This is a genomic window from Saccharicrinis sp. GN24d3 (assembly GCF_052400645.1).
In the GTDB taxonomy this organism is placed as follows: domain Bacteria; phylum Bacteroidota; class Bacteroidia; order Bacteroidales; family Marinilabiliaceae; genus Saccharicrinis.
In genome coordinates this window covers 380,238-393,752 of the sequence record NZ_JBQTGI010000003.1, presented here as the reverse complement: position 1 = coordinate 393,752, position 13,515 = coordinate 380,238, and the positions used below count along the sequence as shown (strand labels likewise).

At 40.6% G+C, this 13,515-nt stretch carries 7 protein-coding genes; all 7 read right to left on the bottom strand.

Translation table 11 applies throughout. The features are described from left to right. Positions 1 to 84: 84 nt before the first annotated feature. The 7 genes from ACT29I_RS05875 to ACT29I_RS05845 all read right to left on the bottom strand — a co-directional run bounded on the left by ACT29I_RS05875 (position 85) and on the right by ACT29I_RS05845 (position 13,469). A complete protein-coding gene (locus ACT29I_RS05875; RefSeq protein WP_430931286.1) occupies positions 85 to 1,815 on the bottom strand; it encodes an alpha-L-fucosidase in 1,731 nt (576 codons plus the stop codon). 29 nt (positions 1,816 to 1,844) lie between these two features. After that, positions 1,845 to 4,223: a glycoside hydrolase family 3 N-terminal domain-containing protein gene (locus ACT29I_RS05870; RefSeq protein WP_430931285.1), complete on the bottom strand. Its 2,379-nt coding sequence runs from the start codon at positions 4,221 to 4,223 to the stop codon at positions 1,845 to 1,847. A gap of 211 nt (positions 4,224 to 4,434) precedes the next feature. Continuing rightward, entirely contained in the window at positions 4,435 to 6,042 is a 1,608-nt protein-coding gene (locus ACT29I_RS05865) for an alpha-L-fucosidase (protein WP_444792917.1), read from the bottom strand. 444 nt (positions 6,043 to 6,486) lie between these two features. Further along, entirely contained in the window at positions 6,487 to 7,998 is a 1,512-nt protein-coding gene (locus ACT29I_RS05860) for a glycosyl hydrolase family 28 protein (RefSeq protein ID WP_430931283.1), read from the bottom strand. A gap of 86 nt (positions 7,999 to 8,084) precedes the next feature. Continuing rightward, positions 8,085 to 9,725: a GH39 family glycosyl hydrolase gene (locus ACT29I_RS05855; protein ID WP_444792916.1), complete on the bottom strand. Its 1,641-nt coding sequence runs from the start codon at positions 9,723 to 9,725 to the stop codon at positions 8,085 to 8,087. 104 nt (positions 9,726 to 9,829) lie between these two features. Next, positions 9,830 to 12,433, bottom strand: coding sequence for a hypothetical protein (locus tag ACT29I_RS05850; protein ID WP_444792915.1), 2,604 nt, complete (start codon positions 12,431 to 12,433; stop codon positions 9,830 to 9,832). 139 nt (positions 12,434 to 12,572) lie between these two features. Beyond that, positions 12,573 to 13,469 carry a hypothetical protein gene (locus ACT29I_RS05845; protein WP_430931280.1) on the bottom strand — a complete coding sequence of 299 codons (897 nt, stop codon included), beginning with the start codon at positions 13,467 to 13,469 and terminating at the stop codon, positions 12,573 to 12,575. Between the last annotated feature and the right edge of the window lie 46 nt (positions 13,470 to 13,515).

The window sequence follows — 13,515 nt, the reverse complement described above, 5'->3', positions numbered from 1 at the left end:
TTGTGTATTTTTCATTTATTTACAGCTATATTTTCTTCGTTTACACGAAACGCAAGAAAAACACACATGTATTCTAAATCATTTCTATTTAATTGGTGTCATTACAACATCCTTTAAATTAATGGCATGCCAGTTTCCAAGCACAGGCTTAAAGCTTATTTTATACGACCCGGGTTCTTTAATTTTAAAGTTTCCAATGTCCAGTGTTTTAAAAGTATCGTAGGCACCAGTTGCTGGTATCTTAACGGTTCGGGTTTGTCCATTAATATCAATAGTGAATTCAGAATCCTCTAAACCGGCAGTTTTTACCGTTACTTGGAAAGTTGCCGGGTTGATAATATCAAAAGTCCAATACACCCTTTCGTGTTCGTTATTCCAACTTCCAATACAATCTTTCGAGCTATTGTATTTAATACCCATCCCTTGCATATTCTCAAACTCCGCACTTTCGGTCATAAAAGCAACGATGCCGTCTTTATCTTGTCCAAAAGGTTTTGGAGGGATAGCATTAGGTGCCTCCGCCAACTCCAATACTACAACGGAATTAATATCATCGGGTGCATTTCCCGTAAGTGTAACACTTAATCCATCTTCGACCGATTTTATTTCAAATTTCTTTGAGCTGTCGGTTAACAAATAGGCTTTTGCTCCTATATTTCTTACCGGCACTATTATTTTTCCGGCTTCCCAATCGAAAACGTGCAAATACAATTTTGTTTTAGCCTTTTCACTTTTCATGGTAATATACCCCCATTCCACTTTACTGCAGGGGCTAGCCTGGGTTTGGTAAATGGCTTCGCTGTTCTTGTCCATCCAGGCCCCCATTCCTTTCAATCGCTCAACAGCTTTGGGAGACAAGGTACCCAAACAAGTTGGACTTACATTTAACAAGTAGTTACCTCCCATACTAGCAGCATTTGCCAGGTGACCTATTAGCGTTTCCAGCGATTTAAAGTTCTGGTCGTCGCTACGATAACCCCAACTCCCGCTAACCGGCTGACAAAGCTCCCAGTATTTATCTTCTGGTTTTTTCTTTGGCATGTGTCGCTCAAAGGTTTTATGGTCGCCAGGGTATTCATCACCTAAACGGTCGTTGGTGATAATGGCTGGCTGCAAATCAGTAGTTACCCGATACAGACTATCCACCACCTCTTTGCTCATTTTACGTGGGGTATCCCACCAAAAAATGGCAATGTCACCATATTGGGTTAAAAGCTGGTTTACTTCCGGAAGTGCTTTTTCAAGCACATAAGTCTCACTACTTACCCGTTGCATGGTTTTATCCCAATGATTGCCCATGCCACCCGGATGACTCCAGTCTTGCGCCTGCGAATAATAAAAACCAAATTTAATACCCTGTTTGGCACATTCATCGGCCAGTTCTTTCATCACATCGCGCCCAAAAGGGGTTGCATCAACCACATTAAATGGGTTACACTCAGAATCGAACATGGCAAAACCATCGTGGTGTTTGGCGGTAATTACCATGTACTTCATTCCGGCTTCTTTCGCCAGGCCGACAAAGGCTTTTGCATCGAACAAAGTTGGGTTAAACAATTCGGCAAATTTCGCATATTCAGCCACTGGAATTTCCCCACGGTTCATTATCCACTCTGCAGAGTTTTTTTGTGGTTCCCCTTTGTAAAACCCAGCCGGAACCGAATAAATTCCCCAATGGATAAACATTCCAAAACGGGCATCAGTCCACCACTCCATTCGTGCTTCATCGGTAATTTGTTGGGCTTTCACTTGGTTTATATGTCCAGTATTCAGAAGTAAAACCAGAATTGTTAGTGTTGTAATTGTTTGTTTCATTTTCAAAATATTATTTTGTGTTTCTATTGTTAATTTATGATACTACACTTCGAAAAGAAAATGTTCCTTTCTTTCAACATCATATCTTCTCCTTGCAACGTGATGGTTCCACTTAATGGAATATCCACGCAGGATTTACCTATCTTAAACGTGTAATTCCCAGCAACGACTTTCCAGCTATCGCCCACATATTGTACCAATTGTTCCGGTGATATCTTAAAAACAACCGTTTTCTTCTCACCAGCCTTCAAGTCGACTCGTTTAAATCCCTTTAATTGAATGGGATCCATGGTAGATAATTCATCCACAGGAGATACATAAAGCTGAACAATCTCAGCGCCATCCGCCGAACCCGTATTTTCAACGTTACATGAGATGCTGAAATATGGATCCTTTATACTGGCCTTTGATGGCATTTTGAAATCAGAATACGCATATGTTGTGAACGATAAACCAAATCCAAAGGGGTATTGTGGCTGTACCCCCTTATATCCATGCTGATAATTGAGTTCCTTTTCGTCCTCATCCTTTGGGTAACTCACACACAATTTGGCCGTCGGGTTAACATTACCAATCAGGATATCGGCCAGTGCATTGCCGGCTTCCTCTCCCGGGAACCAAGCCTGAACAATGGCAGCACATTTATCTTTAAACTTGTCGACCAGCTGCTGTCTTCCACCTGTAATGACTAAAATGACCGGCTTTCCGGTTTCAAGAAGTTTTTCCACAAAAAGTTCCTGTTCACCTGGTAATCGAATGCCTTCACGTTCTCGGTTTTCTCCACACAGGTAGGTGTTCTCGCCCATGGCAGCTATGATCACATCGCTGTTGCTGGCGAAAGAAAGTGCTCTTTCCAGATCGGGCTGTGCCACCCTGCTCAAGATATTCTTTTTTGCTGTTCCCAGCTCACCGTCTCCATAACTATCGGGGTCAATTTTGGTTCCCAAAGGTTCCGTCCAGTCACAGCCCCGTTCATTATGGATATTCACTTTATCTCCCAGCTTATTTTCCAAACCTTCAATAATGCTAACAATTTTAGGTGAAGTCGGATCAAAGGTTTGCCCCCAAAAATAGGTAATCATTGACTGGTAGGTGTAATCTCCCAACAAACAAAACACATTATCCGAATTTGGTCCAAGCAATGCGATATCGTCTATTTCATCCACTTTTAGCGGCAGGATGCCATTGTTTTTCAATAATACGATGGATTGGCAAGCAGCTTCGTAAGCCAGTTTCCTATTGACCGGCGGATCAAAATCAAGATCACCATCCACACCAAATACAGGGTTCTTATCCAGTAAACCCAGTTTTATTTTCATGATCAAAGAACGCTTCACGGCAGCATCAATCACTTCCATATTAATCATTCCTTCCTCCAGGGCTTCCGGTAAAAACTCATACGTTTTGGGGAGGGGAAACTCCATGTCGTTACCAGCTTTTAAAGCCATTGCGCCAGCTTCTTTAAATGAGCTTGTCTGCCCATATTTACCATACACGTAATCAATGGAATGGTAATCGCTTACCACTAACCCATCAAAACCTAATTTGCCTCTCAAAATTCCGTTCAGCAGCTCAGGATTGGCTACATCAGCTACCCCTCTATAGGCAGCATATGAAGGCATTACACTTTTTACATTGGCTGCTTTAATGAGGGCTTCATGTGGCATCAGGTAATCCTCAAAAAAATCTTTTTCGTTGGTCGTTTTGGCCCCATAACCTGCAAAGTGCTTGGTTGTGGCGACTATTCCGGTTTTAAAATCATCGCCCTGTAATCCCTTTACAAAGGCCACGCCCATGGTAGAGGTAAGGTATGAATCCTCACCATAGCTTTCTTCTATTCTTGGCCAATGGGCTGTACGAATGACGTCCATCATAGGAGATAAAGCATAATGGGCGCCGGCTGCTTTCATGTTTTTACGGGTTGATAAAGCATTACGGGTCACCAACGCAGGATTCCAGGAACAGGCCACTCCAATTTGCTGGGGAAAGGTGGTTGCTCCCTTGGTAGAAAATCCGGTGATTGCTTCTTCGTGGAAAACAGCCGGGATTTTCAAGCGCGTATTGTTCATCAAAAAATACTGAACCTCGCGCACAAAATCGCGCAATTCTTCCGGTTCCATGGTAAAAGATGAAGAGAACTGGCACATATGTCCAATGCCATTGGGAATTTTTTTGCGGCAACTATCCAACGAGAGTTTGCCATCTTCCAAAAGCTCGGTAGGCCGGATGCCCTGTATTTGAGCAATTTTTTCTTCGAGTGTCATGCCAGCCATCATCACCTCAATTCTCGCATTGATCTGCGGATTAGAGAAAGCTTCGGGTGCAACCTTAAAGGTCTCATTATTTTGATGTGGGCTACACGAAAAGAACAATACAGCAAAGCTGGCCATTAATAATATCTTCATCATTCCTAATTATTTTAACAATACGATTACTTAGTCAATATCCCCATCTTTATTCACATCAATTGGTAGACAATCACTATCCATATCACCCTCAAAACTACTGTATATAAAATCATCATCATAATTCAAAGGACTGTCGTATTGAGAATGGTTACAGAGCGGATAATGTCAGGATCTCCATCATTCGTTTGATATAATCATCAACGATTGAAGATCAAAGCGCTCCTTGTACTTCAAATACAGTCGCATATTGGTTGGGCCTGTGCACAGGTACATTTAATAAGAGATTATCAGTGGTTTGATTAAACTCGATATCCTCATCACTTCCAATCATTTTGATAGATTGAATCTCCTTTGGTTGGTGTTTCGATGCTATTCCCAACGAAGGTAGTTCAATTTTTCCTTCGGCAGGATTCATCACCACCACATATAGTACATCACCCTTGGTTGTGAACCGAACCTCATTGTGCCCATAAGGCTGGCTGTCTTTTGTTCGGTTGTTGAACTGTTTGCTTTTCCTTTTCTTAAGTGCATCCAGGTCGGCATTAGCTAAATTAGATTCATTCGAGCGCTCATCAATAAGCCCTGTGTAAAAATTATCGCCATGCACTTTCCACGGTTTACTGGCGTATATGGCCTCACCATTTAACTTTAACCAGGACCCAAAATCATCTAAAATAACTTTATGCTCCGGAGGAATAGATCCATCCGGTAAAAGTTCAACATTCAACATAAAATTGCCGTTTTTACTCACCACATCAACTAATAATTCAATGGTACTTCTTGCATCATGCCGGGAGGGATCATCTTTTTTGTAAAACCAGTGGGTGAATGAGCAGATACTTTGCCAGGGTTCGGGGTAGATCTCCAGCTCTACGCCTTGCTCAATGTCATTCACGACTCCCGGGTCACCTCCCGGTATTTTTCCTGCGATAACTGCATTTATTTCACCATTTTTTTTCAGGTTATGATTATAAAATGTTCGAAAGGCTTCCTTTCCATAGTCTCCGTAGGGATATCCCCTTCCATCGAACCACATAAAATCCACATCATATTTTGTAAGCAAGTCCTTCATCCTAAGCAGCCAGTTTTGCTTCCAAGCTTTTTCCCATTCGGAAGTTCTCTTTTCCGGAGGCAGGCCATATAAGATCGAAGGATCCATACCTTCCCACCACGTACCTTTGCCGTCTTCTTTTGTCAGATACCCATCGTAAGGAACGCCTTTATATTTGCCTGTTGAATCTGCGCCAAAAGCAGACAGGCCCCACTCAAAAAAGCGTTCGTTGTGTGTGCTTACCCCAAAGGGAACATTGTATTTTTTAGCCGACTTGCAAAACTCACCAACAATATCTCGTTTGGGACCAACATTTACCGAATTCCATTCATGATATGTTGAATTCCAATTGTCGAAATTATCGTGATGATGAGCCAGGGCCATGAAATATTTAGCGCCCAATTCTTCCGTAAAATATTGCAAAAGGCTATCTGTTTCCAGCTTTCCGGCTTTCCAGGCATTGGCCACCTCTTTATAACCTGCTTCTGATGGGTGACCGAATCTTTTCAGGTGATACGAATAGGCATTTTTCCCAAAGGTTTCCCGGCCCACATCCTGCATGTACATGTGCCGTGCATACCAGCCACCTCCATATTCAGGAACAGCTTGAGGCCCCCAATGCACCCATACTCCAAACCGGGCTTTGGCAAACCATTCCGGTATTTGGTACTGCTTACCCAACGCTTCCCATGTAAGTTCTTTCTCTTGCGAGAAACAGGTTACACTTAGCATTATTATAACAAACAAAAACGGAATAGATTTCATCATCAAATTTTAAGCTTAAACTCATTTTACAGTTCCAAACAGATACTGGTTTCGCCCTTTTTAAAGTTATTGTTACACCCGGTTTGCTCTGCGTTGCAATTCGGAAGGTCGCATTTCGGTATGCACAGTTTCCGGCTTCCACAGTCTTTCCATCATTCCATCCTATCAACCTCAAATACGTCAAGCACACGCAATACTTTTACCGATCCGCTAGTCCATACATTTGGGAATGCCGGTCACCAATGAATATTCTTGTAGTTGCTTTGTAGCAATATTTCAGCCACTCCGGCCGCAGTACCATAATTGGCATCAATTCGAAATACCATTCTGACCTTAAACCCGATTGCCGCAAGCCTGTGCAATACAATTATTCTGTATTGAAAATAAACAAAGCCCCCATAACACATCTAATATTTTCCTGTTTTCATATATGTACGTTTTTAAATTTTATTTAAAACTTACATTCTTCACAAACTCGTTCATTGTAACCTGTCCCTTTGTTACTTTTTTTCCGTCAAGAACAACATTATCGAACACAACACCATCTACAATATGTTTTTCGTCGTAACCAATTAGTTCCATACTCGCATGGTCTTTTATAATATAGGGCTTCCAGTCTGAGCCATCCTGAAAACCTTTTAAAGTGGTATCAATTGGGGCAGAAGTAGCGATAATATCTTTAAACAGTACGTTTTTGATATGTCCCCGCTCTTTGGTTTTAGTCCATCGGGTTGACCCAATCCAACAGGAAATCAATCTGCGTGCTTCCTCAACTCTAATGTTTTGAAAGGTAACATCGCTAACCGTAGCAGAGTCGCAATGGTAAATACGCATTGCGGTTTCACGACCTACATCATGAATCACATCCATATCTTCGAAAAGTACATTACTGACGTTTTGGCGCAGTTCAGCCCCGATACTAACGGCATGCGCCAGTTCGTTCCATAACACGCAATTCCGTGCATGGATATTTTTGGCTTCTCCCTGACCGGTTCTCGATTTAACAACAATCAGGTCGTCAAGCGTGCGCAAAAAACAGTTTTCTACCAACACATCCCGGCTGCTGGAAATATCCACACCATCGGCATTTCCTCTCCAGCCAATTATCTTGATATTATCCACGTGAACATTTTTTGATCTCTTGATCGGAATGGTCCAGCGGCTGGGATCAAGAAATGTGACGCCTTCTATCGTTACATCGTCGCATTCTTCGGCTAAAAGCGTGTATCTTCTTTTTGCTCTGGGAATGGTTTCCTGTTCCACAATACCCCTTCCGCGAAATGATATATTATTTCCATTTAGCCTAAACGTTGGCAAATACCTCTGTTGGTTGGTGGACATGACCTGCTTCTCGTTTGGATCCATGCTACACCGCACATAAGCCCCTCCGGCGAGGTATACCGTTTGCTTATCGCCAACACTCAGATGAACGATTTCATGAATACCCGGTCCAAAATAAATCACGTTTGGATCGTTAGGATCAGGGATATTCTCTTCCATTGGATTCGCAAAGATGTGAAGTGATTCCTGCCAGTCGCCATTCACCTCAACGGTAACATGCTTGGGATTGTCGATCGAGAATGATATTTTATTTCCCTTAACTTTGGGGATAACACCATAAGATGTTGGCAGTATCTTTACAGAAGTAACTTTTTCTGGATACGTAACAGTAATACCAACTTCCGAATTCATATCAAAGGAAGCCAAAGAGGCATAACCAAACTCCGAACGTGAATGGTTCAAACGGGGAATTGGTTCTTTGGGAGGTACCTTGGTTTTATATACGGGTACGCCTTTCCCTTCAACAGTTACATTGAAAGCACTTGAAAGCTCAATGCCTTCAGGAGCAGGATAGATTTTTACCCGTTGTGTACAAGATGAGGTAAAAAAAATAGCAATAGTAGTGAAGACTACAATTGAAACCCTCTGAAACAATAAGCTGGCTTTACATTTATACATTAAATACATATTCACGAAATTGTACCTGCAGGTAATTAAATAACCGCTATCAAACCGCATATTTTAACCTACAATCAATGAAACTTTTAATTAATCTGTTTTATTAATACCACATTCCAGGGAAACAGTTCCCGTTTAACACTTACAACTCCATTTTCATCTGCGGTAATCAGTTCTGTTTTTAGGTTTTCAGCCATTCCTTTTAATACTTTCACTTGCTCACGTGTTGGAGGTTCTGGCTTACCCATTTTTTCCCAGGAATGACACACGTTACCATGATCTTTATCTAAAACCTCAATCTTAAACATCGCACCCGGTTTTAAATCGGTCAAAGTCAGATCGAGTTGCTTGGGTGAACCCTTACTTAGGTATTCGTAGCTTTTGTATCCGGCAGGAACTGATCCTTCGTTCTCTTTGGGATAGTTGTACGCCAAAGCAACTACTTTACCATTACCCGAATTGCGACTAACAAACAGGTAATCATCCTTATATAATTTTTCTTCGCCCAATTGATGCAACATGCGATAAGCATGATACGAAGGCTTCACTAAACCCTGAAAGTTGATCATCCCAAAACCGCCATGAAAAATACTAGCAGCCCCACCTTTTTCTTCAAAAATATCGGTGAAAGTCCAAAAAGCCAATGAGTTGGTTAAGCCAATACAATCCAGGTTCGATTTAACGATATAAGCTGCTCCCGGCAATAAATCGTGCATACGGTCTCTGCTGCTCGGGCTAGTATTCCACTCTGTTAAATGAATTTCCGCATCAGGATAGGCACTGTTTTCAACCGTGGACTTCAACCACTTTAAATCTTCAATTACCGATTGGGCATAACGAGTCAACCCTCGTCCTTTCCCGGTTTCAGGATTAAAGGCGTAGTCTGTTGGGTATGGGTGCGTGGTAATAAAATCAACAGGTAGTTTTTCCTTTTCACAGTACTTTAAAAAGTCCTCAATCCACACACCATGCCACTCCAACACGTTGATATCTTCAACCTCAAAAATTGCTTCAGATACATTGTTATCAATAATTTCAGCATCAAAACGAGCATCCGGCACAAAGTTACTGGTTGATGGGCCTCCAATTTTCAATCGTTCATCCACCGATTTAACAGCCAATGCCGATTGCTTATACAATTCGAAATACTGTGATTTTTTTCCATGGAAAAAGAAGGGATAAAGATTAGGTTCGTTCCATACCTCGAAATACCAGGTTAGTACTTCGTCCATTCCGTAGCGGTCAACCACATGTTGCGTAAAAGCCTTTATCAGGTCGTGCCATTGTTGTGCATAATCCGGCCCTGGAGTTACCTTTGCTTTCCACCAGAATACCGTTTTAGAATCTTCGGCAGCAAACTGTTTTGGAAAAAAGGCCAGTTCCACAAATGGACGGACATTCATATCCAACAAACGATCGAACACATCATCGATGTATTGCCAATTATAAACAAGTATGTCGTTTTGCGTTAATACCGGAAACATATCTTCATGAAACAGCGCGTGAAAACGGACATATTCAAACCCACAATTCAGATGTACTTTTTCCATTTGCTCGAGCCATCCTGCCCGTAAGGCTTCGTTGGCACGTCCTGCACCAACACATTTACTCCAAAGGTGATCGAATTTTTCGCCCTGGGATGTGGCATTTACGGATACTGTATTTTGTGCACTTACCCATTGGGCAAACACTATAACTGCCAGTATAAAGCTATTCTTCAGTTGCATATGTTATTTTTTAAATGTTTTTTTACTAAAGCTAAGATAGGCACATTGAAGAACTTAAAATAAGGCATCAATCTCAAAGAATAGTATATGGGTTGCATAAACTCTTACCGTAACGTAATAACAGCTTCTTTAAAAATTAGACCATCTTTCTTTGATATACCCTGAATATTTACCAAATAATTTCCTTTCACATCACCATTGTAAAATTCAATGGTAGCTCTACCTAATGAGTCTGTCTTTACAGTATTATCCCATAGTACAGTTATTCTATTGTCAGGCACCGGGCTATATTTTTGTTTATTATTAGAATACTTGGGGCTATAGTATTTGCATACCCTACCGTAACGGCCCGAAGTAAACTTGTTCCTCTTTTCCTTGTCTGCCACTTTTACGTTTTTCCCTTTTAGCGTCCATAACATTAAGGCACCATCCTGCCCGCCACTATCTAATTCGGCTGATACCACGCTACCTTTAACGAAGGCTATCCCTTCAATCATATCACTTGATAGGTAGGCAATCTCAGTAAAAGTGGCATCTCTCAGTTGGACCCCGTTCAAGACGATCGGAATAGAAGCTAACTGCCCCCCGGAAGTATTCACCACCTGATCATTTTCGACCATGAGGCCGGCTCCCAATTGATAAATCATACTTTCCATGTCAAGGATTTCGTCTCCGAAATCTTCTTCTGTAAGCAAATGTGTACTTCCAGCACTGTATCTTTTAAGTGTTTCGGTAATCCTATTTCCAGTTTGAGAACCTACTACAAAAATTTCAGCTATGTATTTGGTATCCCAGAGCTTAAATAATGTATCAATCTCTCCCGGTTTTTTATACAAATCCACATTGCGGTGGTGCACATGCGGCAAGAGCTCATCATAGAATAATTGTACCACGCTATCCCGTATTTCCAGTTCCCGGTCTTCCATGGTAAGCTTCACTCTTGAGAATTCGTTTTTCCTTGCCGCAGAGATTATTAAAGTGGGACTCACTTTCTCAGAAAATTGCGGATTAACATAAAATCTACCATTCTCATCTGCTTTAGACTCAGACATGGTTATTCCTTTTCCAAAGCTAAGCACTTCAACCGGTGCATGTGGCACCACAGATTTGCCTTTGGTTACCACACCCCGGTAAAAATCATAATTATAATACTCATACTGAGGTTCAAGCTTGTGACACAATTCGTAGTACCAATTGTATTTTCTCCACCCATGGGTCAGCATCACCAAATCTGCTCTATATTCAATAAGTTTAGCATCAGTTTCCTTATCAAAGTATTGTGCTGGCCGATACACCTGACCGGACAACTCTGACTTAAACAAGGTGTAATCCCTAATATCAGGAATCGGGGTCAAAGGATTAATCCCCTTGTCAATATGAGTGACTAAAACAGATAAGTTCGCATCTACTGGAAGGCTATCAGCTGTTAAGGTTTCCAATTTTATAACACCTTTGCTTCGGGTATGATAATTTTTATGATTCAGCTTAATATCAACAATTGGTTTTTGAGATGCTTCTATAAAAATTAACCGCTCTGCAAAAGGCGCTCCCCCTTTGTCAAACAAGGTAATCTTGGCAATGCCGTTCGGCAAATCTTTTTTCGCAAAAGAAAATGTATTCTCGTTTTCCAAATAAATAGATTTAGTACCTAATACAAATCCGTCCATCTGCCACACGGCCGTTACTTCCTCACTTCCTTTAAAATTTTTTGCCACTTTAAAAAAGGCATGCCCCCCTCTAGATCCCATATACGATAAGGCAAAACCTTTTCCCATAACTTCAGGAAACTCTATTTCGTGAGCATAATCAAGGGGCGACTTAATGATAAACTTGTATTTCTCACCTTTTTGCGGAATCATCATAAATTTGCCCATTCCCTGATGGGATGTGCTGAATTCAGTTACAGATTTACCTTTAGCATCTGTTATCTCACCCGAAATTTCAATAGGCCTGCCACGATCGTCAACACTTCTAAATGCCACTATTTGCATTAATCCGTCCACCAAATTACCTCCTTCGGGCAACAACTGTACATCAATAGCCTGGTGAACCGATAAAACATATGTATTTTCTCTAAATGGCGATTCAATGCTTCCTGTCTCGAAATTAATCTTTAAAGGCAAATTTTCGCTATTGGCCGATTCATACGGGAAGTTAAGATAAGCGATCCCTTCATTATTTGATTTTACCTTTCCTCTATCTATCTTTTTATCTCCGTCCAGGATATTATAGCTTAATTCCTGATTAGCGCAGGGCTTATAATACTTATCATAAGTTAGCACCTGCATTTCAACTTTTTCGTTAGGTCTATAGAACGTACGGTTAAAACCAAAAGAATAATTATAACTATTTTTTTTGTTGGGGATTATTTCTATTGTTGTACGAAAAATACAATCCAGATTCTGATTAAGCATATTGGAACTATAGGCAACTATTTCGAAGTTGCCCACCCCAATTGATTTAGTTATTGGAATTTGTCCCTCGGCAGTACCATCAAATATTAAAAACTGGGCAGACTCAACCACTTCTTTCTGGCTATTTAACAAAGCAACAATCATTGTCTGAGAAATATTACTTGCCTGTTGCAATGGCCCTTGAACGCTATACCCCTTAAACCAAATAGTATCCAAATCGCTATAAATGGTTTTATTAATATGCAGAAACAAACGCTGGCTTACAGGAAACGAATTAAGTTTTTTACTATGCAAATTACTAAACACTTTGTTTTCTTGAGCCTGCAGAAGAATACTAAAAAAGACAAAAAATAAAATTGATATGGTTATTGGGCGCATTGCTGTTTTGGGGTTGGTCAAATTGTAGAGTTGCTGAACTGCACTGGCAATAAAATCATTTTGAACCTTTGGGATCGGTGACGTAACCTACTCCTTCTTCATCTATCGGATCGAGGTATAGTACTTTCTTTTTAAAATCGAATGTGCTACGAAAATGCTTTAAAAAACTATTACCGATCATGGATTGGAGCCCACTGGAAATATACAGTACAGGGTTGTAAATAGGGATATCGTGATTGATATATACCTGATCCTCTTCCACAGCCAGAATTTCAATAATATCTTTCCCATCAAGCGATATCTTTTGGGGCTTAATCCCTTTCTCTCTTCTATACCTCAGGTGTCTGGCATCGGAATAATTAGCCTCGTATCGGGAAATAAAAACCGGTGAAGATATTTCAATAACGGTTTCATTTACTCCTCCAAAATCATCTTTCACATCAACGCTTGGTATCTTATTCATGAAACTTTGAGTAAAATGGACAGAAGGCGTATTCTCCGGTATTTTAAATTCATGAAGATCATCCGCTACTTTGATGACCTTTTCATCATAATTAATCTGTACAATCTTATTTTTAAATATTTGGGGTCCCAATGTGCCCAATACAGGTTCAGGAAAAGCGTGTTCACCACGTTTCCCTATACTTTTATTCACCACAATTTTTTTCTTGTTGTGAATTAAAAAATCCCCTATTTTCAACATATTAAAATTATGAAACTTTTTTGCGGTGTCCATTCCCAGATCGTTTAACCGATACATCATATCTCCCCTTAAACAGTGACAACCGGATGTTTCAATAATAAAGAGCTGTTCATTTTCAATTCCACTCAATTCCACTTTAACCACCAGCTGTCCGGTAGGTAACTGAACAAAAGGTATTTCCAACACTTTTGAGAACAAACTGGATGAACCCACCCATAAGAAAATAAAAAATAATACTATTTGCTTCATCTTTGCCAAAATTGTTATCCCGACGAAAAGTATCTTTCCTAAATAT

Coding starts and splice junctions, on each gene's coding strand:
- ACT29I_RS05875 (WP_430931286.1), bottom strand. CDS start 1,815: ATGAAACAAACAATTACAACACTAACAATTCTGGTTTTACTTCTGAAT.
- ACT29I_RS05870 (WP_430931285.1), bottom strand. CDS start 4,223: ATGATGAAGATATTATTAATGGCCAGCTTTGCTGTATTGTTCTTTTCG.
- ACT29I_RS05865 (WP_444792917.1), bottom strand. CDS start 6,042: ATGATGAAATCTATTCCGTTTTTGTTTGTTATAATAATGCTAAGTGTA.
- ACT29I_RS05860 (WP_430931283.1), bottom strand. CDS start 7,998: ATGTATAAATGTAAAGCCAGCTTATTGTTTCAGAGGGTTTCAATTGTA.
- ACT29I_RS05855 (WP_444792916.1), bottom strand. CDS start 9,725: ATGCAACTGAAGAATAGCTTTATACTGGCAGTTATAGTGTTTGCCCAA.
- ACT29I_RS05845 (WP_430931280.1), bottom strand. CDS start 13,469: ATGAAGCAAATAGTATTATTTTTTATTTTCTTATGGGTGGGTTCATCC.